The organism is Enterococcus gallinarum NBRC 100675 (assembly GCF_001544275.1).
Lineage (GTDB): Bacteria > Bacillota > Bacilli > Lactobacillales > Enterococcaceae > Enterococcus_D > Enterococcus_D gallinarum.
This window is the reverse complement of sequence record NZ_BCQE01000003.1, coordinates 38,721-65,084: the sequence shown is the minus strand read 5'-3', so window position 1 is coordinate 65,084 and position 26,364 is coordinate 38,721. Positions and strand designations below refer to the sequence as shown.

Here is a 26,364-nt window from a genome sequence, read left to right as displayed (position 1 = left end):
TCATGACGAAAGTTTTATTTGTCTGTTTAGGAAATATTTGTCGTTCACCGATGGCAGAAGGGCTTTTCAAGCAAGCAATAGCAGAACGTCAATTGCCTTGGCAGATCGATTCAGCAGCCACTAGTTCATGGGAAGCGGGTAATCCGCCTCATCAAGGAACTCGTCAACTATTAGCAGATGCGGGGATTTCTTGGCAGAACATGGTTTCCCGCAAGATCACTTCTGAGGATTTTGAAACCTATGACTGGATCATTGGCATGGATCGTAACAATTATGAGGACCTGTCAGCAATGGCTCCAGCAGGTACGCAGCATAAGCTTTACACGTACTTAAGTGTCGTTCCTGGAGAGGGAGAAGATATTCCAGATCCTTATTACACAGGAGATTTCAACCAAACATACCGCTTGATTCAAGCAGGACTGCCCCTTTGGATAGAAAAAATAAAAAATGCTGCCCAATAAAGGGAATGTTCGCTTGTTTTTTCCTCAAAATTTGTTAAAATAAAAGCAATAAACGAGAACGTATGTGCGGTTTTAGAGAAACCCGCTGCTGTTAGCAGAAAGGAAAGACCAATGGAAAAGAAATCATCTCCCATCAGACAGCTGGGCAAGTTGATTGTCATGACTTCGACAACCTTGTTGGATACTTTCTTCAGTGACAATGCCGATAAAAAAAATCAAACTGAAAAGATCAATGAGATTCGGCAAATTTTGCAAAAAGCGGCCAGTGACAAACATCTGGTCGTCTTACAAGTGAAAACCGAGAAGGTTGGCAGTTTTGAAACCGTTACCGGTTGGATCGTTGGAAAAACGGTTGCGAAAGAACAAGTTGTTTTGAAACTGCAAAGTGATCGGCAACAAATTCGTATGATCCCTTTAGCCAGCGTTTTAAAGGTCAGCACATTAAAGGTCAAAGCAACGCGGCCCGAAAAGTAAAAAAAGTCTGTGACGTAAGTAAAACAAGAGACCAAGACAGCAGATAACAGCCATGTAGGCGGAAGAAGCAATCAAGCTGATCTTAGGACGTTGTTTTATTACACTCACAGACTTTTTTGTTACACTTTTTTAGTTAATCGGTAGTTGTTTTCGCTAAAACTTCTTGCAAACGCCAAGCGGTTATTCGAGCAATCAACTCATAAGGAATAGGTTCTGTAAACGAAAAACGGACTGTTCCTTTACTGGTCTTATAAGGCTGCAATTCTTTTTCAAAAGCAAGAATGGCAGAGGGTGTTGGATAAAATCCTATGTGCTCTTTTGCACAGGCAAAGTGGACGATATTCTCTGTTTGGAAATAGGTTGGCATCTGATAACGAATCCGCTCTTCGGCATCCGGCAGGACTGTTTTGATTACATGTCGGACCTCCTGCAATACAGTGGAATGATCCGGAAAGCCAGCAATATACTGATCAACTGTTTCAATGGTGTTTGTCATAAAGCCCCCCCTTTTTGTATTGATTGTACTACAGAAAGGAATTTTACAAAAAAAGGAGCCTGTCAGTGGGTGGCTGACAGGCTAGGAGTTAAAAATGAAAAGTGTTAGTTAGGGTTGTTTGTTGGTATGCTTATACTATAGTCGGCAAATGTGAATTTTTTGTGGAGAAAAGCTTGGAAAGTTTTAAAGATTGCTTTCTAGAGAAAAAGAGGCAAAAAATTACCCGCCGGTGGGTGGCCGGCGGGAAGGAGTTAAAAATGAAAAAGTGTTAGGGTTGTTTGTTGGTATGCTTATACTATACTAACTAAATATGAATATTCTGTGACAAAAGTTTTCGGAAGTTCTTAAGAAAAGATAACGATTCGGTTACACGTGCTGATTTTTTTCATTGAAGTATTTTTTCAACGTACGATAAAGATCGATGTATTGAGCATCAGCAGCTGCATAATCCCATAGATAAGTTGCCATCGTTGGGTTCATTTTTTTCATCAATTGATTGGAACTAATCACTAAATCATAGGTTTCCTTCAATTGCGGATCATAAGGATCCGCTTGCACAAAGGTCAGGTCTTGCAGAAATTGATTCAAGGATTGGACAAGTAAAAAGTTGTCTTCCAAAACGACACCGACATGCAGCCGATTGGCGTAGCGGATCTTATCATAGAATGGTAACAAGACGTGAGTAAACATCGCTGCTAACTGTTCTTGATTGGTGTCATTGATATAGTCTACATTATTGGAAGAGCGATAGTCGGTAAAGAATTGATCGATATGCTGATGCAATTGTTCCTGTGGCAGACCATGTCCCATGGAAAGGGTGAGCAGCCGGTAAATATTAGGAAACGGTTGTCGAAAGACGTAGTTGCCAAAGGTCGCATTGATTAGATTACCAATCAAGATAGGATCATCTAAAAGTTCCTGCTGTCCAGCAAAATAGGTCTGTTTCATTTGGGCAAGGAAATCAGAAACTAACGGATAGATCGGATTCTGTTTAGTCGTATAGAATGTCAATGTTTGTTGCAAGGAAGGATCTTCCTCAGACAAGTAGAAGGGTAGCATTTGGGAGAGCAAATAGATAAAACTTGATTCTCCTTTAAGCTGTTTTTCTGTTAATTCAGTATCGGCAGTCAACGTGGTACGCAAGCGATTGAAATCATAATAGCGATTGTTTTTCATCAAAAAATTATAACGGCGGTCGTATTTTGCAAAATTCGCTTTTCTAATGCGTAAAAGGACCAACGCAGCAAAATATTTTAACTCTAGCTTCCCTAGATAAGAACGAGAGATAGGAAAATAGCTAGCAAACTCATCGACGAAAGCTTCTGCATCAGACTCAGAAACGGCAAAAGGCCATTTGATCCCCCGGACGCCTAACCAAATGATATTGAATAAGGAAAGACGCACTAAGCGCTCGTCGCCAACGAGATTCGATTCTGTATAAGTAAAACGCAATTGAAACTGCTTCAAATGGTTTTTTAGATGTTCGAATTTTCGGGATACTGTTGAACGGCTGACATCATATTTCTTGCAAAAATCCGTAATGGTAGGATTTTCTTCATTCAGCATATAAAGAACATATAAGAATGGTACGCTCTTGTTCAAAAGATAAAACCGGTACTCATCAATCGTTGCCGCAATATTTTGGGGCTGCAGCTTGCCACCACGTCCAAGTATTGACAAGTGATCCGGGGTCAACTCGTGTAAATCTTGATCGATCTCAGTCAACTCAATGAATGTTTGCTGATAGCTCAAGTCCATTTCTTTGGCTAATTGCGCGATTGGATGATTTGGATTTTGTAAAGTAAGCATGCGCCGGAATAATTTAAATTTGATCAACGTTTGCGGATCCATCATAAGTTCTTCGTAAAACATAAATATCCTCCTTTAATGGGTCTATTGTACCTGTTTTTGTTTCAACTGTCAGTCTTTTATCAAAAAAAATGGCCTACCTTTCAAAAATGGTAGGTCATTTTTAATGAATTAATGATTTTTGACGGATTTCGGTTCTTTTTTGCACCAAGCCCAAACGAGACCTATGATGAAACCGATGATTGCAGGTGCCAGCCAACCCATGCCGATTTTGAAGAACGGCAAGTATTGCTCTGCAAATTTCAATAACTGCTGAACGACAGCAGTGTCTCTAATCAATGCCGGGCAAGCATTTAATCCGTCAATAACGGCTGCCACCAGAGTGAAATAAGTGGTCATACGGTACACACTGGCACGATGCTGGAACAATGGACTAATGATCGCCAACAAAATCAATGTAATGGCCAGCGGATAGACAAACATCAGAACAGGAGTTGAAAACTCAATGATTTTCGTCAGACCAATATTTGCAAAGATCGCCGGTAGAATGCTGGCAACAGCACTGAAAAACAAGTAGCTTCTTGCAGGAAACAATTCTGCAAAGGTTTCGGCAAATGCGGTGATCAATCCGATCGCAGTTTTCAAACAAGCTAAAATGACGATCAATGCTAAGAGCAGACTTCCAGAGCGGCCTAAGTAATGGTTGGCTACTTGTGCTAAAGCGATCCCACCATTGGCACTGATCGCAAATTTTCCTAGGCTCATCGCTCCCATGTAGGAAAGCAATGTGTAGATGATCCCCATCAGAAAGATACTGATAGAGCCAGAAAGAATCGTATCTTTCGCGATTTCGGAAGGTTTCGTGATACCCATGTTACGGATCGCAGTCACAATAATGATGCCAAAGGCTAATGAGGCTAGTGCATCCAACGTATTGTACCCATTTGTGAAGCCGGTGAAGAAGGCGTGTTCTTGGTAAAGCGGAGAAACAGGTGCCTCTTGGATTGTACCCATTGGCTGCGTAAAAGCAAAGACTAAAAGTAAGCCAAGCAATACCAAAAAGAGGGGATTCAAGAATTTTCCTACATAATCCAATATCTTACTAGGCTTGCGTGAGAACCACCATGCAGCCCCAAAGAATAATAGTGAAAATACGGCCAACAAGGGTGCTTGAAGATCTTGGGAAACAAAGGGTACAAGTCCAATCTCAAAGGAAGTTGTGGCTAACCGAGGGAGTGCAAAAAAAGGACCAATCACTAAATAAAGCAACACAGTGAAAATAATGGCATAACGGCGGTTGATCCGTGAAGCTAATTCGAAGACACCCGTACTTTGGGAAAGACCAAATGCGATAACGCCTAAGAATGGTAACCCAATTCCGGTCACTAAGAAACCTAAATTGGCAAGGGCTACATTACTACCAGCTTCTTGTCCCATATGCACTGGGAAAATCAAATTTCCCGCACCAAAAAATAGACCAAACAACATAGAACCAACATACAAATAGTCTTGAATACGTAACTTTTTCTTCATATCAACTTACTCCTATAGTTCTCTAGTTTTAAAAAAAATAACAAAAAAATGATCAAATAGCAACTCTTAGTTGATCCAGGTCAAAAAAAGAAACCAGGGAACAAGCGACAAGAAGATGATTCGGTAAGGACGAGCAATGCCCTCTTGTAAGACAGGAAGGCACTGACTGTTCGTCTAAATCATTTTGTCTGCAACTTGTACCCTAGTTCAGCACAGGATCAATTAAGTACCCGCGATAGAAATTCTTTCGTCCGCTGTTCTTTTGGATGGATAAAGATTTCTTCTGGTGTGCCTTCTTCAGCGATCACACCTTTGTCCATGAAGATCACTCGGTCAGAGACTTCTTTAGCAAAGCCCATCTCATGGGTCACGATGACCATAGTCAGCCCAGTATGAGCTAACGCATTCATCGTTTTCAAAACTTCTCCGACCATCTCTGGATCAAGAGCTGAAGTTGGTTCATCGAATAACATCACATCAGGATCCATTGACAATGCCCGGGCAATGGCTACCCGTTGCTTTTGTCCACCAGATAATTGAGCCGGTTTTGCTTTGACGTAGCGGCTCATGCCGACTTTTTCCAAATTCTCCCGAGCAATTTTTTCTGCTTCGGCGCGATTTCTTTTTAGAACAGTGACTTGGCCCGTGACACAATTTTCCAGAACATCCATGTTATTAAAAAGGTTGAAGGACTGGAACACCATCCCTAAATGAGTCCGATAGTTTGGTAAGCTGTATCCTTTTTCTAGGACATTTTCGCCCATATAAATGATTTTTCCACTGGTTGGCTTTTCTAAAAGATTGATACACCGAAGCAGTGTGGATTTCCCTGAACCGGAGGAGCCGATAATCGTTACGACTTCACCTTTATTGACCGAAAGACTAATGTCTTTCAAAACGACATTGTCGCCAAAACTTTTCTTTAAATGATCGATTTCGATAATTGCTGACATCTGTCTTCCTCCTTATTCTGGGTTGATATCTTCTAGTTTGACATAAGAACTAGGACCATCCATTTTGTGTTCAACAAAACGTAAAATTTGAGTCGCAGAGATTGTCAAAACGAGATAGATTGCACCGATGATCGCAAATGTTTGGAAGTATTGATAATTTGTTCCGGCAGCCGATGTTCCTTGGAAGAAAAGATCGGCGACACTGATTACGCTCAATACGGCAGTATCTTTGATATTGATGATGATTTCGTTACCTGTTGCTGGTAAGATATTTCGCATAACTTGTGGCAAGACAACTTTGAACATCGTTTGCCAGTGAGTCATTCCAATTGCTTGTGCTGCTTCAAATTGGCCATCATCCACTGCAAAGATCCCGCCACGGACGATTTCAGACATATAGGCTCCTGTATTGATAGAAACGATCAATAATGCCGCAATCGTACGATTCATGGAAACACCAAATGCTAGAGCAGTCCCATAAAAAATGACCATAGCTTGTACCATCATTGGTGTGCCACGGAAAACTTCAATATAGATCGTCAATAATGCATTGATCAATTTTTGGAAAAAGCGACTTACAGGATTTTCAGCAGCTGGCAGCGTCCGAAAGACACCGACTAATAGACCAATCAATAATCCGACGACAGTAGAAACGATCGCAATGAAAAGCGTCAATCCTGCCCCTCGTAAAAATAGAGAACCATAGTCATCGATGATTTTTTTGAAATCGGCCAGCAGACCTTGATTCGCTGAATCTCCGCTGGTGTCCGCAGGCTGCTCTTCGATAGCCGCATCCATGAGTTTCGTGCGTTCACTTTGAGGGATCGTCGCTAGAATCTCGTTGACCTTTTGGACATCGGGGTCACCTTTGCGCATACCAACGGCAACTTGGACATCCTCTGGGTTGGTTTCAAAACCTTGACCTTCGGCAAATTCGATCATCTTCAGATCAGGATTTGCCCCTGTAGCAGTGACGCCTTCAGGACGTTCGCTGACGTACCCGTCAATGATGCCTGAAGCCAACGCGACGCGCATGGAAGAAAAATCTTTCATGGCTTGTTCTTTTTGTACTTCTGGAATTTGATCGATCACTGTGTAATGGAATGTATTTAATTGGGCGGTGATTTTTGCACCTGTCAAATCAGCTAAACTTTTCGCATTTGCGAATTTACCATCTTTTTGAACGACAACGACTAAGTTCGATTCGTAGTAAGGATCGGTAAAATCGATTTGTTCCCGTCGTTCGGCTGTAGGGGACATCCCAGCGATTACCGCATCAATGGTCCCTGATTGTAATGCAGGTGCCAGGCCATCCCATTGTGTTTTGACGATCACTAATTCTTTGCCAAGACCATCAGCGATTTTCTTCGCGATTTGAACGTCATAACCGCCAGCATAGGCAGACCCTTTCTCGCCAGAAATAGGTACCGCTCCATGGGCATCGGTGGTTTGGGTCCAGTTGAAAGGGGCATAACCCGCTTCCATCCCCACTCGAAACTGATCAGCTGGAGTTTGATCATCTGCATGAGCAGTCATCGATACATTGACAAGTGTGAAACAGAGGGCGAAAAATGCCCAAAACCAATTCATTTTCTTCATTTTCTCTTTCCTTTCACGAGTGGCACTACAGACAGGCAAAGGTAACAAAAAAACAGCCGTACTCCATGATTGGAAAACGGCTGTTGACAATTTCGTCGACAAACCTTTCACAAAACATAGCGCAACTTAGCCAAGCTAAGACAGTACGCAAGTTGTTCACTTGCGTCCCAACAAAATAATTCAAGCAAGAATCATTTTGTTTCGGCGATGTTCCCTAGCTCTGCTTTTGACGTGTTGCTTCACTCAGCAGGATTAATGAACCTCGCGACCTCTACCTAAATGTTAAAGGATACTCGTATTTGATTATGATACTTAATCGAGTGTAGAAGAAAAAGGTGGATTTGTCAATTCTTTTCAACAAAAAAAGCAGTCTCTTTTCTTTGGAAAAGGGAACTGCTTTTCTTTACTTTCGGATACTTTAAGCAACTTTGGCTTTTGGTTCGCGGCCTAAGACAGCTTGAATAACTGTCAGACCTAGTAATAAGCCTAGAGCTAAATAAATGAGACTTGAGTATTGTGTAACGCCCCAGTCTTGACCTAATGTACGATAAACCAATAGAACGAGTGCTTGAATGATTGCTGTGATGACATTTAAGAAAGCAAACGCCCATAGATTTCCATTTTCTTTACGAGATAAATAGAAAATAGAGAAGTATAAGCTAACTGCCAACCAGCCGAAACTGATGATGATCATTGCCCAATAAATAATAGATGCTACCAATGTATTTCACCTCACTTTGATTCGTGAATAGTTTACCACGTTTTTTGTAGAATGTCATGAAAGAATCAATGAAATGAGCTGAAAATTCCAAGTGAAGATTTCCTTCCTGTTGAGGCTTTTTCAAGGGAAGGTTTGTGAAAAATCGCGGATGATGGTTATAAAAAATGGGGAAATTAGGTATACTATTAAAAAGTAGAACAATCACGGAAGGAGTTCAGCAAAATGTTAGTATCGATTGAAACAGCTGTCGAAAAGATTCAAGCTGCCGAGTCTATCACTTTTTTGACAGGAGCGGGCGTTTCAACCCCTTCCGGTATTCCGGATTACCGCTCTTTGAAAGGGATTTATCATGGCATTGAAGCGCCAGAATATCTGTTGAGTCATACTTGTATGGTCAGAGAGCCGGATAAATTTTATCAATTTGTCAAACATCTCTACCATCCTGAAGCAAAGCCCAATGTGATCCATCAGACGATGGCAGAGTTCGCTCAAGAACGGAACGTTTGGGTAGTCTCGCAAAACATTGATGGCCTCCATCAACAGGCGGGGAGTCAGCAGCGTATTGATTTCCACGGGACCCTTTACCGCTGTTACTGCCGTCAATGCGGTGCAGAAGTTCCTTGGCAAACCTATTTGACAGACTGGCATCATGCCGATTGCGGTGGACAGATTCGTCCAGCGATCGTCTTGTATGAAGAAGGTTTCAGCGAAGAAACAATTACTGCAGCTATCAACGCTGTTGCCAATGCACAGCTAGTGGTCGTGGTAGGCACCTCATTACAAGTCTATCCTTTTGCTGGTTTGTTGCAGTATCAAAATAGCCAGAATTGCTTGATCATCAACCAAACAATGCTTGAACAAAATACGACTCCTCAAGTTTTAGCAAGTGGGGAAACAGTTTTTGCAAAACTCTCACACTAAAATTGAAAAGGAGTATGGAGGCACATTATGACAGAACGTACAGAAAAAGAAAAAATGATTGCTGGTGAATTGTATTTTTCACCAGATCCAGAATTAGTTGCCGATCGCAAATTTGCCAGAGAACAAATGCACTTGATCAATCGGGAATCCGAACCGATGATCAAAGAACAACTGCTAAAAGAGACATTTGGTCAAGTGGCTGGCCGTATCTATATCGAACCGAATGTCCGCTTTGATTACGGCTATAATATTTCAGTTGGAAAAAATTTCTATGCCAATTATGATTGTATCTTTTTAGATGTTTGTCCCATTACCTTTGGTGATAACTGTATGCTAGCACCAAATGTTCGTCTCTTTACAGCTTCTCATCCATTGCATCCAGTCAAGCGTAATAGTGGCCTTGAGTATGGCGCACCAATTACAGTTGGCGACAATGCTTGGATCGGTGGTGGTGCAGTTATCCTTCCAGGTGTTCGTTTAGGCGATAACGTGGTCGTTGGTGCGGGAAGTGTCGTGACTAAATCCTTCCCTGATAACGTGGTGATCGCTGGAAATCCAGCTCGGATCATCAAAACCATTGAATCTGGTGAAACCATCGAAGAGATCGCAAAAGATGTCGCTCCCGCCACTAAAAGCACGACAGAAGTCGTTGCTGCTATCGATCATCAACGGGAGACGATCGATGCGATTGATCGAGAACTGACAGAATTATTAGAAAAACGCATGACAGCAGTCAGTGAAATCGTCCAATGGAAAAAACAGGAACAGACAGCAGTTCTGGATGAATCTCGGGAAGAAGCTGTTTTGAACAATGTTCGCCAGTCCGTTTCCAATAAAGCCTTCGAAGAAACGATTGTCGCAACCTTTGAGTCGATCATGGAACATTCTCGCACTTATCAAAAGAATCAATTGGAGGGATAATGATGGATGGAGCAACACGACGGGAAGCAATCATCAAGCAGTTGCAGGCCGCCGAGAAACCGATCAGTGCTAGTAAATTAGCGGGAGAGTTAGGTGTCAGCCGCCAAATCATCGTTGGGGACATTGCCTTGTTGCGAGCAGCAGGAGAGGCTATCGTGGCTACCGCTCGCGGTTACCGCTTAGAAGCTGCAAGTGAGACAGGTCATGTCAGCAAACTTGCTGTGCAACACCGTCCGGAACAAACAGAAGAAGAATTGTTGACATTTGTCTCTTGCGGAATCGAAGTGATTGATGTGATCGTTGAACATGAGATTTATGGGGAATTAACAGGGAATCTGCGGATCAAAACGGAACAAGATGTCGCAGACTTTATGCGGAAATACCAGCATTCACAAGCCCGCCTGCTTTCTGATTTGACCAATGGGATCCATCTCCATACGTTACGCTACCAAGAAGCAGCAGAGTTAGAGCAAGCAAAGCAATTGTTGGCTGATAAAGGAATCTTATACCAAAACTAAAGGAGAAGTGGATGCAAGATATTCTGATCATCGTTGATTTACAAAAAGGTGTGTGTTCAAACAATGGCACCAAACTGGATCATCTCGATTCGCTGCTGTTGTTTGCCAACCAGCGGATCCAAACTTACCGTCATGCACAACGCCCCGTTTTATTTGTGCAGCATGAGGAAGAAGAACTCGGCTACCAAACAGATGAATGGCTCTTACATCCAGATTTGGCTGTGCAAGCAACCGACTTGTTTTTGCGCAAGACTCATGCGAATAGCTTTTTCAATACCTCCTTACAGTCCTTGTTGACAAAGCACCATGTTCGCAGCATCGAATGGATCGGTGCGCAGACTGAATTTTGTATGGATGGCACGATCAAATTTGCCCATGGATTAGGGTATCAGAATGTGTTGTATCAGCAAGCAACGACTACTTATGCATCCGAAGGCTGGTCAGCTGCTGAAATCATTCATTGGTATGAGCGGATCTGGCAAGATCGCTATGCCCAGATTCTAGCATTGCCAAAAAATTCTGAAAAAAATAGTTTTCTGATTGACAAGGTATCCTTTTTCCGGTAAAGTATATTTCAACAAGAATAACTATCCGTTGATAAGGAAAGTAATCGTAGATACTTTAAAGAGAGACTCTGGTTGGTGGAAAGAGTTAAGTCTGAAACGTTGAAAAATGGCCTTGGAGGATTGATTGTCGATAAGTAGGCAATCACGGAATCTGCTCTACCGTTAAAAGGAGCACCAATCTCTTGATGGAATTTTCTTGATAGACGTTGGGTTGAGGGAAGGGAAACCTTCTGAACAAAAGGTGGTAACACGAGTGATCGTCCTTTTATCAGCAGATGCTGGTAAAAGGACTTTTTTTGTTTTCATCGATCTTTGAAAACAAAAAGCGGCATAAAAAAATAGAGTCAACACGATGAATTGGTAAGTACAAAAGGAATGTTCCTAAACAGAGAGCTTCGGTAGCTGAAAAGAAGCAGGAAACGAATTTTGGAAAATGGCCAAGGAGTGATTCGTCCCGAGCAATGATGCAAGGCGGCGACGGCAGCATCCGTTATCTTGCTAGAGTATGATCGTACTCGAAGAGGAGCTATATGTGAATATAGCTTAAACTGAGGTGGTAACACGCAAAAAGGCGTCCTCAAGCAAGCCATAACTGGCTTGCTTGAGGACGCCTTTTTGCTGTGAATCACTGCGATTGGTCAAAGACCCGAGCAGATGATGAACAGTACTAGGCGACCGGAGGGAGCGTAGTTGATCACCCCAAAAATCAACTAGTTAATCAATCGGCGATAATAAGGAGGAAAAAAATGATTTCATTAAAGGATGTATCGGTGACATTCACACAACCAAACAAGGAAACGGTCCAAGCGGTCAAAAATGTGTCACTAGAAGTAGATAAAGGCGATGTTTATGGGATCGTCGGCTACTCCGGCGCGGGTAAAAGTACCCTGGTACGCGTAATCAATTTATTGCAGCGTCCAACGTCAGGGAGTGTCGTAGTCAATCAGACTGAATTGACCGCATTACCGGCTAAAGCATTAAGAGAAAAAAGGAAAACGATCGGAATGATCTTTCAGCATTTCAATTTGATGGATAGCCGGAATGTCTTTGACAACGTGGATTTTTCCTTGAAATATGCAGGAATCTCCAAACAGGAACGTCGTCAAAAAGTGACAGAATTGCTGTCCTTGGTTGGACTGGAAGAAAAGGCAAGGTCGTTTCCTAGTCAACTTTCAGGGGGACAAAAGCAGCGAGTCGCCATCGCACGAGCATTAGCCAACGACCCAGAGATCTTGCTCTGCGATGAGGCGACTAGCGCACTTGATCCTAAGACAACATTACAGATACTTGCATTATTGAAAAAACTCAATCGTAAATTAGGGTTGACGATCGTCATTATCACTCATGAGATGCAAGTGGTGAAAGAAATCTGTAATAAAGTCGCTGTAATGGAAAATGGCGAGATCATTGAACAAGGAAAGAGTGTTCAAATTTTTAGCCAGCCGGCAAAACCGCTGACAAAAGACTTTATTCGGACTGCTACTCATATTGATCAAGCGCTGGAAACGATTCTCGGCAGTGCGAAATTCTCCTCATTGGCTGCCAACGAATGGCTGGTGGAACTGTCTTATGTTGGGGATCAGACCAATGAACCATTGATCGCACAATTGTTTAGTCGTTATCAAGTAACGACGAATATCCTCTACGGAAACGTAGAGATTCTGCAAGATGTTCCCATCGGTAGTTTGATCGTTAGTTTATCAGGGGAATATGGGCAGCGTAAACGAGCATTAGATTTTCTCGCGGATCAAGGTGTTTACACGAATATCATTAAGCAAAATCACGCGGAACCATTGAATAACGTGATTGAAGGAGGATTTTAGATGAGCACTTTTTTTGAACGGTATTTTCCCAATGTCGTTGCTATCTCTGATGAATTTGTAGAAGCAACGATCCAAACATTATACATGACCTTTTGGACAGCACTGATTGCAGGGATTTTAGGAATCATTTTGGGCATTGTTCTTGTCGTGACCCGACCAGGAGGTATTTTGGAAAGCCGCGGATTATTTGAACTTTTGGATAAAATCATCAACATCGTACGTTCCATTCCTTTTATTATCCTATTGGCTTTGTTAGGAACGACGACTCGTTTGATCGTAGGAACAACGATTGGGGAAACAGCTGCTTTGGTTCCATTGATTGCAGGGATCATTCCTTTCTTTGCTCGTCAAATCGAAATTGCCCTATTAGAAGTTGATCCTGGGGTTATTGAAGCGGCAGAAGCAATGGGAACCAGTCCATTGGGAATTATTGTGCGGGTCTATTTACCCGAAGGGTTGGCTGGGATCATTCGCGTCTCTGCTTTAACGATCATCAATGTGATTGGACTGACCGCAATGGCTGGTGCAGTTGGTGCTGGCGGTTTAGGGAACTTGGCGATCACCCGCGGCTATAATCGTTTCCAAAACGACGTCACCATCATGGCGACACTGATCATTTTAATTTTGGTCTTTTTTAGTCAATTTGTCAGCAATCTGTTGGTTAAAAAAGTCAGCCACTAAAAAGGGCAAAAAAAAACAAATAAAATTAAGTAGAAACTATTGGAGGAAGAAAATGAAAAAATTACTTAAAGCAATCGTGGTAGGTGCGGCATTATTATTTATTACTGGGTGCAGCAATAGCAATGCTGGAACAAAAGAGAAAGAAGTAACCGTCAAACTTGGAGTGATCGGTGCCGACACGGATGTTTGGGATGATGTCAAAGATCGTTTGAAAGATGAAGGTATCAACTTAGAATATGTTCAATTTTCTGATTATAATCAACCGAATGCGGCGTTGGCAGATGGTTCTATCGATATAAATTCTTTTCAACACCAGTTCTTTTTAGACAATTACAATAAAGAGTTTGGAACGGATCTTGTTTCTATCGGCAATACAGTCAATGCGCCGCTAGGGATTTATTCAGACAAGGTGAAAGATATCAAGGAATTGAAAGAAGGCGCGACAGTAGCAATTCCAAATGACGTCACCAATGGCGGCCGTGCGTTGTTGTTACTACAAAGCGCTGGCTTGATCAAAGTTGATGAAGCAGCAGGCCAGACGCCGACCGTTTCGGATATCACTGAAAACAATCAAAAGTTGAAAATCTCTGAGTTAGATGCTGCCCAAACTGCCCGCGCATTATCAGATGTTGATATTTCAGTAATCAATAGCGGAATGGCTGTGGATGCTGGCTTTGTTCCGACAGAAGATGCGATCTTCTTAGAGCCTGTAGATGAAACGGCTCGCCCATACGTGAACATCATTGCTGCGCGTAAAGAAGATCAAGAAAACGAAGTGTATCAAAAAGTTGTTGCTGCTTATCAAACGGACGAAACAAAGAAAGTTATCGAAGAAACATCGAAAGGTTCTAGCGTTCCAGCCTGGGAGACATTTGGCGCGAAGTAAAGAAGAGTATAGCAAGAATGCCTACCTTTCTGAGGCAGGAGCTGTGAGACCACTGACTATTCATACTTATTTATCCATATTAAAGGGAGAGAAAATCATATGACAACAACTGTAAAAACTTCTATTAAAGAATTTATCGTACAACGCTTACCGGAATACCAAGAACTAGCTTTGGATATTCATGATCATCCAGAAGTCAGCAACTATGAATTTTATTCTGCAGATGCGCTGATTGCCCAATTAGAAAAAGAAGGATTCACCGTGGAAAAAGAAGTGGCTGGTCATCGTACAGGGTTCGATGCCCGTTATCAAAGCGGCAAACCTGGACCAACATTAGCTTTTTTGGCAGAATATGATGCGCTGCCCGGCATCGGTCATGCCTGTGGGCACAATCTCTTTGGAACTTATTCTGTATTGGCTGCTAGTGCGTTGCAACCTTATGTAGATGAACTAGGAGGAGAAATCCGCGTTTATGGTACTCCTGGTGAAGAGGGGGGCGAAAATGGCTCAGCAAAGGGCAGTTTTGTGCGTGAAGGATTTTTTGAGGATGTCGATGCTGCATTGTGCGTGCATCCAGCTTATCGCTATGGCAAAACCACCGCATCTTTGGCTAATGATCCTGTCGATATCAAATTTTATGGTCGGGCATCCCATGCGGCAGCGGCACCAGAGAAAGGCATTAATGCGTTAGAGGCATTGATCCAAGTTTTTAATGGGATCAATGGGTTGCGTCTTCATTTGCCGAAAGATGTCAACATTCATGGCGTGATCACTGATGGTGGTGTGGCAGCGAATGTTGTTCCAGAATATGCAGCTGGACGTTTTTATTTACGAGCAGCCAATCGGGCGACACTAGATGAAGTCTATGAGAAAGTGGAGAATATCGTTAAAGGAGCAGCTTTAGCAACAGGAACGACTTATGAATTTGGACTCTTCCAGAATTCAGTCGACGATGTGATCGTAACACCAAGTTTTGATGAACTATTCTTTGCCCATACTCAGGAAGTTGGCGTTCCCCAAGCAGAGATCGATGTGGAAACAAAAGCAAGTTTAGGCTCTTCAGATGTAGGAAACGTCAGCCAAGTGATCCCCACGATCCAGCCAACTGTCTCAATTTCGGATGAATACATTGCTGGTCACTCCGAGGAATTTAAAGCGGCTGCTCGTAGTACCAAAGGACTGAACTCGATTGCGATCGCAGCGGAATTACTCGCATTGACTGCATTAGATCTTTATCAAAAGCCAGAATTGTTGTCTCAAATCAAAGCGGACCATCAAGCCAGCTTGGCAAAGGGAAATTAATCCTAATGAATGACAACTAAAGTAAACAAGAGCGCATTCCCACTTGGGAGTGCGCTCTTGTTTGCTAATCGTTAATCGATCACTAAAATTCCTTCTTTTAATGAGAAAGGATTTTTTTCATTGATGTGATCATAGAACATGACACCATTCAAATGGTCGATTTCATGTTGCACGACGATAGCTGCATAGTTCTTCAAACGAACTTTTTGCTTCTTGCCTTGCATGTCATAATAGCTGATCGTGATTCGGGCGTGACGTACGACATAGCCTGGTACTTCCCGGTCTACAGACAGACAGCCTTCGCCTTCACCTAAACATGCCTCTTGTACGGAGTGGCTTAAGATTTTAGGATTGTACAACACATCTTTAAATTCAGGTTCTGGATTTTCAGGATCGCTACTAGGAACTAAAACAGCAGTGATTCTTTTAGAAATATCTAGTTGAGGTGCTGCTAAACCGACTCCGCCTCGTAAATTCAATTCTTCGGCTTTCACTGGGTCTTGGCTATTTTCTAGAAACTCCATCATGTCTTTCCCTAATTGAATGTCCGCTTCACTTAATGGAAAGGGGACTTCTTTTGCTACTTCCCGCAAAGTTGGGTTGCCTTCGCGAATAATATCATCCATTGTAATCATTGATGATGTGATTCCTCCTACTATGTAAAAATTACGCGCTCGTTGACTCCTTATAAAGTGTACCACAACTAATGGCCGAACCGCATTAGAAAGTTTAAGGGACAACTTTTTCTTAAAAAATACACCGTTATGAAATTATATTTCTTTTTATAATTATATATTATGAAATATAGTTGCAAAAACAAACAGGCCGTTGTATAATCATTTTGTAGAAAACGGTACCAGCAAGGAGGAATCAACAATGTTTGGGTTTTCAGTATTTATGAATGCCGATTTGACTACCACAGACATCGATGCCATCGAAGAAATGGCGCTTCAAGGTTTTTCTGGGATTTTTACATCCATGCATATACCAGAAGATGATGCCGCCAGTTATCGCCAACGATTGACAACACTTGGTGAAATAGCAAAAAAGAATCGGTTGTCATTAATGGTAGATATTTCAGGAGAGGCATTGGCTAAAGCAGGATTTTCCTATAAAGAGTTAAATGAACTGACGGATCGGGGAGTCACTGGGCTGCGAATGGATTACGCGATCGACAATCAGACCATTGCTCAATTATCTCGTAAAATAACTATTAGTTTAAATGCGAGTACATTGACTGAAAAAGATATTAACGAGTTGAACACCTATCAGGCAGATTTTTCTAATCTAGAGGCGTGGCACAATTACTATCCGCGTCCGGAGACGGGATTAGACAAAGAATGGTTTCAGGCCAAAAATCAGTGGTTGAAACAACAAGGTTTTCTTGTACAGGCCTTTGTTGCTGGGGATGCGAATAAAAGAGGTCCTCTTTACCAAGGATTGCCGACACTGGAAGCGCATCGCAGCATGAGCCCCTTCGCAGCAGCACTGGAGTTGTTGAGGGATTGTGCCGTTGATGCTGTCTACATTGGTGATGGTATCGTGACCCCTGCTTCTTTGAAGCAATTCAGTTCTTATCTAGCCGATCAGACCGTCCTTCTTCGCACAAAGGATATTGGTTCTGCCTATTATCAACATATTTTAGGAGAGCATGAGAACCGGCAAGATGAGGCAAGAGATGTGATTCGCAGTGCAAATGCCCGATTTGCTGAAGTCCCATTGATTTCCCCAGAAACTGCTCAAAAACGGGTTGTCGGAGCTGTGACTATCGATAATCAAGATTACTTGCGCTATATGGGGGAAATCCAAATTTGTAAGCGAATCCTGCCCGCAGATGACAAAGTCAATGTCGCTGCGCAAGTGATTGAAGAAGATCTACCCTTGCTCCAACAAATCAAAGCAGGAATGCGATTCAAAATAGAAAGAGATGAGAGAAATGACAATGATTAATTTAGAAAACTTAACAACTGAAAGACGAAATCAAGCAACATTTGGTTTGGATGAAATGACTGTGGCAGAGGCTTGTCAGAAAATGAATGCCGAAGACCAGAAAGTTGCTCAATCCGTTGAAAAGGAATTGCCAAGCATTGAAAAAGTAATTCAGCAAACGATTCAATCTTTCAAAAAAGGGGGACGATTGATCTATCTCGGTGCTGGTACCAGCGGACGACTAGGAGTTTTAGATGCCGCTGAATGTGTCCCTACTTTTGGGGTCTCACCGGATATGGTGATCGGTTTGATTGCTGGCGGTGAAGAAGCAATGACTGTAGCGGTTGAGGGGGCAGAAGATTCTGTTGAATTAGGGCGTCAAGACTTGATTGACCTGAAGCTGACGGAAAATGATATGGTCATTGGGATCGCAGCCAGCGGCCGCACACCTTATGTCATTGGAGCACTAGACTATGCAAATGAAATCGGGGCTACCACAGGAACGATCGCCTGCAACAAACAAGCAGAAATTTCAAAACATGCCAGCTTCCCGATCGAAGTGGATTGCGGACCAGAATTTCTGACAGGTTCTACCCGATTGAAATCAGGGACTGCTCAAAAATTGATTTTGAACATGATTTCCACGATTTCGATGGTAGGCATCGGAAAAGTGTACAATAATTTAATGGTCGATGTTAAACCAACGAACGACAAACTCGTTGAACGGGCCAAGAGAATCATCATGCAAGCTACCGAAGCAGATTATGAAACGGCGGCAGACTACTTTGAAAAAGCCGATCAAAATGTGAAGTTAGCGATCGTTATGCTGCTTACCAATAGTGAAAAAGAAGAAGCTGCTGCAAAGCTGGTACAATCAGAAGGGTTCGTTAAAGGAACGTTAGAAGGATAGGAGGAAAAAATCAATGGCAAAAGAAGAACTGACAGTTACACAACTAGCAGAAAAAATATTTCAAGAATCAGGCGGTATCGAGAATGTTGCCTCTGTCACTCATTGTATGACTCGAGTACGGATGACGGTCCGTGATCACAACAAGGTCAGCAAGCAAGGGTTACAAAACATTCCCGGAGTCTTAGGAGTAGTGGACGATGAACAACTGCAAGTGATCATCGGTCCTGGAAAAGTCAATAAAGTAGCAAATGCCATGGCGGCACAAGCGGGTGTTGATCTAGGGCAAGAAATTCCTGTGGCAGCCACCAGTGGAAAAGAGGCTGTGAATGCGAAAGCAGCAGAAATGAAAGCTGCTCAAAAAGCGAAACAAAAACAATCACCAATCAAGTCATTATTGAAAGATATTTCGAATATTTTTGTCCCAATGATCCCAGCGTTTGTCGGTGCTGGTCTAGTTGCTGGTATTGCTTCTGTTATGACGAACTTGATCACTGCAGGAAAAATCGATGGCGACACGTGGAATTATTATGTCATGATTTTAAATATCTTAAAAAACGGGATGTTTTCTTATTTAGTGATCTTCACAGGTGTCAATGCAGCTCAAGTATTTAAAGCGAACCCAACGCTAGGTGGTGTCATTGGGTCGGTCGTCTTATTGACTGGAATGAATCCAGAAGCCCCAATCACCAACCTCTTTACAGGAGATCCTCTGGCAGCTGGACAAGGAGGGATCATCGGTGTAATCTTTGCAGTCTGGTTGCTGGCTAAACTGGAAACTGTTTTGCACCGAGTGATTCCTGAAGCCATTGATATCATCGTTACCCCAACTTTGTGTTTGTTAGCGATCGGTTTGGCAGAGATCTTTTTGATCATGCCATTAGCTGGGTTTATTTCAGACAGTTTGGTTGGCTCAATCAATTGGGTATTAAATGTCGGCGGCGCATTCTCAGGTTTTGTTCTCGGAGCAACCTTCTTGCCAATGGTCATGTTTGGTCTACATCAAATCTTGACACCGATCCACATTCAAATGATCGAAGCAACTGGCAGCACACAGTTATTGCCAATCTTAGCAATGGCTGGCGCTGGTCAAGTAGGGGCGGCATTAGCCCTATGGATTCGTCTGCGAAAAGATAAAGAACTTTCTGAAATGATCAAAGGCGCTTTGCCAGTAGGGATTTTAGGTATTGGAGAACCATTGATCTACGGTGTAACACTGCCATTAGGCCGACCATTTATTACGGCATGTATCGGAGGCGGAATCGGTGGGGCGGTTATCGGCGCATTGTCGAATATCGGCGCTACCGCCATTGGACCTTCTGGAGTAGCTTTGATTCCGTTGATTGCAAACGGTCATTGGTTAGGCTATGTCTTTGGTTTATTAGCAGGATATGCAGGTGGCTTTGTGGCTACTTACTTCTTTGGGATTCCTAAAGACCGTTTAGCTGCTGTCAATGCTGTTGATGAAGAAGTACCGGCGGCTACTTCAACGGTGGCTACAACACCAGCAACGTCTGCAGCACCTGAAACCATTGAACTATATGCAGTTGCTGAAGGAACCGTTCATGCGATTACAGAGTCAAAGGATCCTGTTTTTTCTCAAAAAATGATGGGTGACGGATATTATGTAGCTCCTGCAAATGGAAAAATCTATGCACCAGCTGCAGGAACTGTAACAACGATCTTCCCAACCAAACATGCCATTGGAATCACGACACCAAATGGACTTGAGATTCTGTTGCATATGGGTGTCGATACCGTTGAGCTACAAGGCAAGCCTTTCAATATCCTCGTCCAAGAAGGGCAACAAGTGACTGCCGCGACACAAGTTGCTGAAGTTGATCTGGCAGAATTGGCAGCTAGCAATAAAGCAACTGATATGCTTGTGGTACTCACCAATATGGAACAAGTTATCTCAGAAACCATGACTGCTAAAGGAACAGTCACAAGTGCTAGTCCTGTGATGACTGTACAAGTCAAATAATTAAAAAACAGCTAGATTCGAATGGTACAATTTTTTCTACCCATGTGTCATTCGGTGATTAAGAACGCTTCGTCCCGTACTGCTGAATGATGATCTCGTTAATGCTTCTGTTAATGTGAATCATCTGAAGTGGTTCGGGATTTTTTGTTAGGGAAGAAGCGGAGTGCATCGGAAGACATTGAATATCTTTTAAATTTCTTAAGGAAGTGCCTTTTTACATTGCGGATAATTTACTATTGTGTTACATTCGTGTTACAAAGAAAGCCTGAGAATCCTGAGGAGGTAGAGGAATGAAAAAGAGTATCTGGTTCATGAGCTGTCTATTATTTTTACCAATTACTGCCATTGCAGAGGAAACAACGGAATCATCAGAAACGATTCAATCTACGCAATCAACTGAAGAAATCATTTCGACAGAAGCGACGGTTTCGAATACTGAAATGGAATCAACCGCTGACACTGCACAAAGTAGTGAATCCGTGACGACACAGCCCGAGGATGTGGTAGAAGCCATTGTCGCTCAAACAGGCGTTCAAGCAAGTCCTGAGTCAGAAACCATTACAGAACAAAGTGATTTGCGCTCTGCTTTTACTAGAGGCATCACTGATGGAAGTGTGACAGCTTTCACGCAAGATGAGTTGGATCAATTGACCGATCAGCAATTAAAAGATGCAGAGACATTAGCATTACGATATAGCCAAGATGTGATGGGAATGGATATCGGCTATTTTGCTCGGATCGTTCGTGCTCTTTTTATCGATCATCTCTTATCTTGGGAGAAGATTGAACCGCAGCTAGCCTTTGATCCAAGCAGCTATTCTTCTTTTGCAGCGTTGATTCCAGAACTGGATCGCTTAAAAACATATCTGCAAGTTGTTTACCCAACAAATGGTGTTTATATTTCTCCGGAACAGCCAATTTCAGATGAATGGTTGACATCGATTTTGTCACACTTAGACGAAGAAGTAGCTGCCAGTGGTTCAGAAACATTGTTTCCAGGTCGGATTGGGTGGATCATTTATGCTGTGAACCAAGGTCATTATCTCCCAGCAGCTTCTGAAGTAACGGGGAATGCCGAATCTTCTGATACGTCTGCTGCCAACACTTCGTCGGAACAAACAACAACTAGCAAAACAGAAGTAGCTAGTGCTACTTCGGACAGTCGAGCATTGCCAAAAACGGGAGAGACCGGCAATTGGTTTTTACCAGTCGTTGGAGTCGTTTTGTTAGTCGGAGTAGGCTGTGTCCTGTGGGTTAGAAAGAAAAAATAGACGTTATTTAAAATCGAAAAACGGCTGTTGTGCAGTGGCTTCCTTTCTTAAGGAATAGCCGCTGCTTTTTTTGTTTTCAGAAAAAGACAATGAATCTATTTTCAATGAAATGAAATCACTAAGCGAATTTCCTTTTTATAAAGAAAATGACTTTCATAAAATATTCAAACTTTTTTACTTGCATTCTCTCATGAGGGGTGTATAATGACACAGTGTCATATGACAACCTGTCATAATAATTGTTGTCATTTATCATTTGAACTGAAAGGAGAGATGACGATGCCAACGGATACGTTTTTCCATTTGCCATTAGATAAGCAAAAACGCATTTTAAGCGCTGCTAAGAAAGAATTTTCTCGGGTCCCATTGAAGGATGCTTCGATTGCCAATATCATCAAAGACGCAGAAATCCCTCGGGGAAGTTTTTATCAGTATTTTGAAAATAAGGAAGACTTATACTACTACTATTTTCATACGTTGAAAAAAAACAGTCAGCGGGATTTGATTCGTTCCATTCAACACGAAAAGGGCGATCTGTTTGCTGGCTTTGAATGGTATTTTTCTCGGATGATCGAAGAAGTGTTAGAAGGAAAAAATGCAAAATTTTATCGCAATCTCTTCATGAGTATGGATTATCGTTCTTTGCGAAAAGTGATGCCGGATATCCACAAAAAACCACTCTACGGCTCTCACAAAGAGCATCAGGAAGCGAGACAGAAGTGGGAGGAAGAATTTTTTGCTGAGATCGATAAAGACTTATTGCGGGTCAAGGATGATCATGAATTGAAAATGCTCGTCCAACTGTTGATGCACACCGTTTTTTCTACGATTGCTGAAGCATACCGAGAGTTAGCAGAAAGTCATGCCTATGATCCTTCGCTAGCAACGACTGATTTCAATAATAAAATCAGCTGGTTAAGAGATGGCGCACAAAAAGAAAGAGGGGAAAAGAATGACAAAGTTGATTAAACGAGTTTCACTCGTTTCGGCACTGATGGCCGTTGCCTTTATGGTTGTACAAGTAATAGCAGATCTCTATTTACCGACATTAACGTCGAATATCATTAATAATGGCGTTGCAACTGGAGACATTGATTATATCTGGCGTACCGGCTTTTTAATGATCGGGTTTTCACTGATCAGTATTCTGGCTGCATTAGGCAATACATTCTTTGCTACTAGAGAATCACAAAAATTGGGGCAAAAATTACGGACAGATATTTATGAAAAAGTAGAAAATTTCTCAGCACGTTCTTTTGATAAATTCGGAACTGCCTCTTTGATCACTCGTACGACTAATGACGTCAACCAAATTCAAATGGTGGCACAAATGTTCTTGCGGATGATGATCAATGCGCCGATCACTTTGATCGGAGCAAGCTTCTTGGCCTATCAAAAAGACGCTCAGTTAACCAAAATCTTTTTAGTCGTTATTCCAATTATGATCGTTTTGGTTGGTGGAATCATGTATTTTGCTGTGCCGCTTTTCAAAAGCATGCAGAAAAAAACTGACCGTCTGAATTTGGTCTTCCGTGAAGGATTGACTGGAGTGCGGGTCATTCGAGCTTTCGATAAGACCGGGTATGAAGCCAATCGCTTTGATGAAGCCAATAAAGACTATACCCACACGGCCATCAAAGTAAATACTATCGTGGCACTTATGATGCCTTTGATGACATTGATTATGAGTGGGACCAATATTGCTATCACTTGGTTTGGTGGACATTATATTGCTGAAATGACATTAGAAGTTGGGAATCTGATTGCATTCATGACGTATGCCATGCAAATCTTGATCAGTTTTATGATGCTGTCAATGATCTTTGTGATGGTCCCAAGAGCACAAGCCTCTGCAGATCGGATCAATGAAGTATTAGACGAAGAAGAAGAGATCGTTGATGATAAAGCACCTAAGATGATTCAACTAAAAGGTGATCAAGCCACACTTGCTTTTGATCACGTCAACTATCGTTACCATGGTGCAGAAAAATTAGCACTGCAAGACATTGATTTTCAAGCAAAATCGGGTGATTTTGTGGCAATCATTGGTGGTACGGGTTCTGGGAAGACGACATTGGTCAATTTGCTGCCTCGGCTCTATGATATCGAATCAGGAGCGATCCGCATCAATGGAGTGAATATCGCTGAAGTAACACAGCATAATTTGCGGGACTCAGTTGGTTTCGTCCCACAAAAAGCGGTTTTATTTACTGGTACGATTCGAGAAAACATGAAATACGGTAGACCAGATGCGACAGATGAAGAAATCTGGAAAGCACTGGAAATCGCACAAGCCAAAGAGTTTGTTTCAGAATTGAGCGAAGGCTTAGACAGTCATGTAGAACAAGGCGGCGGAAATTTCTCCGGTGGCCAACGTCAACGGTTAGCGATCGCTCGGGCATTAGTGAAACAAGCCGATGTGTATGTGTTTGATGATTCTTTCTCAGCGCTTGACTTTAAGACAGATGCACAGCTGCGAGCGGCATTGAAAAAAGACATGAAGAACAGCATTATGGTTGTAGTCGCACAACGGGTAAGTACAGTAATGGATGCAGACACGATCCTTGTCCTTGACGAAGGTCAATTGGTGGGTAAAGGAACCCATGAAGAATTGATGGCCTCAAACCAAACGTATCAAGAAATCGTATCATCTCAATTGAGAGAGGAGGATGTGGCATGAGTGAACGGAAAAACCAAGCACCTCGCGGCGGTGGACCGATGGGTGGCGGTCCAGGGCGCAACATTGGAGCGAAAGGACCAAAAGCAAAAAATTTCTGGGGAACGGTAAAACGACTTTTCGGTTATATGTCGAAACGTTCTATCGCAATCATTTCGGTATTTGTTTTAGCGATTGCCGCCGTAATCTTCCAGATTCAAACACCAAAGATCTTAGGGGAAGCAACAACCGAAATCTTTAAAGGTGTTATGATTGGTGCAGAGCAAATGAAAGCTGGAAAAACTGTCACCGAATTTCCGATCGATTTTGATAAAGTAGGACAAATCATTATGATCGCTATCGGTATGTATGTTATTTCTGCTATTTTCAATTTCTTGCAACAATTCATCATGACCCGTGTATCACAACGGACCGTCTATGAACTGCGTCGTGATTTAGAAGAAAAAATGAATCGCTTGCCGATTTCTTACTATGATACCCATTCAAACGGAGATATCATGTCACGGGCAATCAATGATATGGATAATATCGCCAGCACACTCCAACAAAACTTGACCCAATTTATTACCAGTATTGTTACTTTAGTCGGAGTGTTATGGATGATGCTAACGATTAGCTGGCAGTTGACATTGGTTGCATTAGCAACGGTGCCGCTAAGCTTGATCGTCGTAATGATCGTCGCACCAAAATCACAAAAATTCTTTGCTGCGCAACAAAAGAGCTTGGGATTACTGAATAATCAGGTTGAAGAAACCTATGGCGGCCATACCGTTGTCAAAACCTTTAACCATGAAGCGGCTGATCAAAAAGTATTTGAAGAAGAAAACGATCGTCTGTATAGTGCTGGTTGGAAAGCACAATTCATTTCCGCAATCATTATGCCATTGATGAACTTCATCAAGAACTTGGGCTATGTCTTTGTCGCAGTTCTGGGTGGGATCAAAGTAGCGAATGGGAACATGACTTTGGGGGATGTGCAAGCATTCTTGCAATACACGAACCAATTCTCACAACCGATCACTCAAATTGCTAGTTTATTGAATACGATCCAATCAACTGTTGCATCAGCAGAACGGGTCTTTGAGGTCTTGGATGAAGAAGAAATGTCAGATGAACCTTCTGGATTACCCGTGGAAGAAAGCGACTATAAAGTTCGTTTTGACCATGTTCAATTCGGTTATACACCAGACAACTTATTGATGACCGATTTTAATCTAGACGTCAAAGCTGGGGAAATGGTAGCTATCGTTGGACCTACCGGTGCCGGTAAAACGACATTGATTAATCTGTTGGAACGATTCTATGATGTTTCCGGCGGTAGTATTCGCTACGACGGTCGGGACACAAGAGATCTGACCCGTGATGAGCTTCGTAGCAACATATCAATGGTTCTACAAGATACATGGCTATTTACAGGATCAATCTATGACAATATCCATTACGGCAATGACAAAGCGACGAAAGAACAAGTAATCGAAGCCGCTAAAGCTGCTCACGTGGATGACTTTGTTCGCAAGCTGCCGGACGGATATGATACGGTCCTCAATGAAGAAGCTAGCAATATCTCTCAAGGACAACGACAATTGATTACGATCGCGCGCGCCTTCTTAGCTGATCCAGATGTGTTGATCTTGGATGAAGCAACATCTAGTGTGGATACTCGGACCGAGATTCTCATCCAAAAAGCCATGAACAAATTGTTGGAAAATCGGACAAGTTTTGTCGTTGCTCACCGCTTATCTACCATTCGGGATGCCGACAATATTATTGTGATGAATCATGGTTCGATTGTCGAAACCGGAAACCATGACACATTGATGGCTAAGAATGGTTTTTATGCGGACTTGTATAACAGCCAATTTTCAGAAGATGCGGCCTGATACAAGAAGACAACGAAAAGGATTCAACGATTTTATTCAATCGATTTTTGTG

Annotated in this window: 24 protein-coding genes, 1 riboswitch and 2 other annotated features; of the genes, 17 read left to right on the top strand and 7 right to left on the bottom strand. The window is 42.3% G+C overall.

The window, feature by feature from the left end; genetic code table 11:
* Positions 1–2: 2 nt before the first annotated feature.
* Both EG2_RS01730 and EG2_RS01725 read left to right on the top strand, forming a co-directional pair.
* Positions 3–461: a low molecular weight protein-tyrosine-phosphatase gene (locus EG2_RS01730; RefSeq protein WP_060813234.1), complete on the top strand. Its 459-nt coding sequence runs from the start codon at positions 3–5 to the stop codon at positions 459–461.
* Between the two features lie 111 nt (positions 462–572).
* A complete protein-coding gene (locus tag EG2_RS01725; protein ID WP_005470095.1) occupies positions 573–935 on the top strand; it encodes a hypothetical protein in 363 nt (120 codons plus the stop codon).
* 133 nt (positions 936–1,068) lie between these two features.
* Here EG2_RS01725 and EG2_RS01720 read toward each other — a convergent pair whose 3' ends face one another.
* From EG2_RS01720 to EG2_RS01695, 6 genes are all read right to left on the bottom strand, one after another.
* Positions 1,069–1,431, bottom strand: a complete 363-nt coding sequence (locus EG2_RS01720; RefSeq protein ID WP_060813233.1) for an iron chaperone — start codon at positions 1,429–1,431, stop codon at positions 1,069–1,071.
* Between the two features lie 366 nt (positions 1,432–1,797).
* Entirely contained in the window at positions 1,798–3,303 is a 1,506-nt protein-coding gene (locus EG2_RS01715) for a helix-turn-helix domain-containing protein (RefSeq protein ID WP_060813232.1), read from the bottom strand.
* A gap of 108 nt (positions 3,304–3,411) precedes the next feature.
* Positions 3,412–4,773, bottom strand: a complete 1,362-nt coding sequence (gene brnQ, locus EG2_RS01710) for a branched-chain amino acid transport system II carrier protein (RefSeq protein ID WP_003128124.1) — start codon at positions 4,771–4,773, stop codon at positions 3,412–3,414.
* A gap of 218 nt (positions 4,774–4,991) precedes the next feature.
* Positions 4,992–5,726, bottom strand: a complete 735-nt coding sequence (locus EG2_RS01705; RefSeq protein WP_003128125.1) for an amino acid ABC transporter ATP-binding protein — start codon at positions 5,724–5,726, stop codon at positions 4,992–4,994.
* Positions 5,727–5,738: 12 nt separating this feature from the next.
* Entirely contained in the window at positions 5,739–7,325 is a 1,587-nt protein-coding gene (locus tag EG2_RS01700) for an ABC transporter permease subunit (RefSeq protein WP_060813231.1), read from the bottom strand.
* A gap of 109 nt (positions 7,326–7,434) precedes the next feature.
* A riboswitch (Lysine riboswitch) is annotated at positions 7,435–7,607 on the bottom strand.
* Between the two features lie 136 nt (positions 7,608–7,743).
* Positions 7,744–8,046, bottom strand: coding sequence for a hypothetical protein (locus tag EG2_RS01695; RefSeq protein WP_003128127.1), 303 nt, complete (start codon positions 8,044–8,046; stop codon positions 7,744–7,746).
* 222 nt (positions 8,047–8,268) lie between these two features.
* Between EG2_RS01695 and EG2_RS01690 the strand changes: the two genes are divergently transcribed.
* The 8 genes from EG2_RS01690 to EG2_RS01655 all read left to right on the top strand — a co-directional run bounded on the left by EG2_RS01690 (position 8,269) and on the right by EG2_RS01655 (position 15,664).
* Positions 8,269–8,967, top strand: a complete 699-nt coding sequence (locus EG2_RS01690) for an NAD-dependent protein deacylase (protein ID WP_003128130.1) — start codon at positions 8,269–8,271, stop codon at positions 8,965–8,967.
* A 27-nt stretch (positions 8,968–8,994) separates the two neighbouring features.
* Positions 8,995–9,888: a chorismate mutase gene (locus tag EG2_RS01685; protein ID WP_060813230.1), complete on the top strand. Its 894-nt coding sequence runs from the start codon at positions 8,995–8,997 to the stop codon at positions 9,886–9,888.
* Complete coding sequence (locus EG2_RS01680; protein WP_060813229.1) at positions 9,888–10,406, top strand: transcription repressor NadR; 519 nt, start codon at positions 9,888–9,890, stop codon at positions 10,404–10,406. The genes EG2_RS01685 and EG2_RS01680 overlap by 1 nt, the downstream gene beginning before the upstream one ends.
* Positions 10,407–10,417: 11 nt before the next feature.
* Entirely contained in the window at positions 10,418–10,972 is a 555-nt protein-coding gene (locus tag EG2_RS01675; RefSeq protein ID WP_060813228.1) for an isochorismatase family protein, read from the top strand.
* Between the two features lie 19 nt (positions 10,973–10,991).
* Positions 10,992–11,240: a binding site (T-box leader), on the top strand.
* A gap of 75 nt (positions 11,241–11,315) precedes the next feature.
* Positions 11,316–11,554: a binding site (T-box leader), on the top strand.
* Positions 11,555–11,718: 164 nt separating this feature from the next.
* Positions 11,719–12,795, top strand: a complete 1,077-nt coding sequence (locus tag EG2_RS01670) for a methionine ABC transporter ATP-binding protein (RefSeq protein WP_060813227.1) — start codon at positions 11,719–11,721, stop codon at positions 12,793–12,795.
* Positions 12,796–13,476 (top strand): methionine ABC transporter permease, encoded by a 681-nt coding sequence (locus tag EG2_RS01665; RefSeq protein ID WP_003128135.1) that lies wholly within the window; start codon positions 12,796–12,798, stop codon positions 13,474–13,476. It begins immediately after the preceding gene.
* A 52-nt stretch (positions 13,477–13,528) separates the two neighbouring features.
* Positions 13,529–14,362, top strand: coding sequence for a MetQ/NlpA family ABC transporter substrate-binding protein (locus tag EG2_RS01660; protein WP_060813226.1), 834 nt, complete (start codon positions 13,529–13,531; stop codon positions 14,360–14,362).
* A 99-nt stretch (positions 14,363–14,461) separates the two neighbouring features.
* Entirely contained in the window at positions 14,462–15,664 is a 1,203-nt protein-coding gene (locus EG2_RS01655; RefSeq protein WP_060813225.1) for a M20 family metallopeptidase, read from the top strand.
* Between the two features lie 71 nt (positions 15,665–15,735).
* Here EG2_RS01655 and def read toward each other — a convergent pair whose 3' ends face one another.
* The gene (def, locus tag EG2_RS01650; RefSeq protein ID WP_003128139.1) at positions 15,736–16,299 is read right to left on the bottom strand and encodes a peptide deformylase; all 564 of its coding nucleotides are present in this window, start codon (positions 16,297–16,299) and stop codon (positions 15,736–15,738) included.
* 241 nt (positions 16,300–16,540) lie between these two features.
* On the opposite strand from def, the gene EG2_RS01645 reads away from it, so the two are divergent.
* The 7 genes from EG2_RS01645 to EG2_RS01615 all read left to right on the top strand — a co-directional run bounded on the left by EG2_RS01645 (position 16,541) and on the right by EG2_RS01615 (position 26,312).
* The gene (locus tag EG2_RS01645) at positions 16,541–17,614 is read left to right on the top strand and encodes a DUF871 domain-containing protein (protein ID WP_060813224.1); all 1,074 of its coding nucleotides are present in this window, start codon (positions 16,541–16,543) and stop codon (positions 17,612–17,614) included.
* Positions 17,601–18,503 carry an N-acetylmuramic acid 6-phosphate etherase gene (murQ, locus tag EG2_RS01640; protein WP_005470111.1) on the top strand — a complete coding sequence of 301 codons (903 nt, stop codon included), beginning with the start codon at positions 17,601–17,603 and terminating at the stop codon, positions 18,501–18,503. The genes EG2_RS01645 and murQ overlap by 14 nt, the downstream gene beginning before the upstream one ends.
* A gap of 13 nt (positions 18,504–18,516) precedes the next feature.
* Positions 18,517–20,484 carry a glucose PTS transporter subunit IIA gene (locus EG2_RS01635; protein WP_060813223.1) on the top strand — a complete coding sequence of 656 codons (1,968 nt, stop codon included), beginning with the start codon at positions 18,517–18,519 and terminating at the stop codon, positions 20,482–20,484.
* 290 nt (positions 20,485–20,774) lie between these two features.
* Positions 20,775–21,755: an LPXTG cell wall anchor domain-containing protein gene (locus EG2_RS01630; RefSeq protein ID WP_060813222.1), complete on the top strand. Its 981-nt coding sequence runs from the start codon at positions 20,775–20,777 to the stop codon at positions 21,753–21,755.
* 279 nt (positions 21,756–22,034) lie between these two features.
* Positions 22,035–22,724, top strand: a complete 690-nt coding sequence (locus EG2_RS01625) for a TetR/AcrR family transcriptional regulator (RefSeq protein WP_060813221.1) — start codon at positions 22,035–22,037, stop codon at positions 22,722–22,724.
* Positions 22,708–24,435, top strand: coding sequence for an ABC transporter ATP-binding protein (locus EG2_RS01620; RefSeq protein WP_003128145.1), 1,728 nt, complete (start codon positions 22,708–22,710; stop codon positions 24,433–24,435). Before EG2_RS01625 ends, EG2_RS01620 begins: the two co-directional genes overlap by 17 nt.
* Positions 24,432–26,312 carry an ABC transporter ATP-binding protein gene (locus EG2_RS01615; protein ID WP_003128146.1) on the top strand — a complete coding sequence of 627 codons (1,881 nt, stop codon included), beginning with the start codon at positions 24,432–24,434 and terminating at the stop codon, positions 26,310–26,312. The genes EG2_RS01620 and EG2_RS01615 overlap by 4 nt, the downstream gene beginning before the upstream one ends.
* Positions 26,313–26,364: the final 52 nt, after the last annotated feature.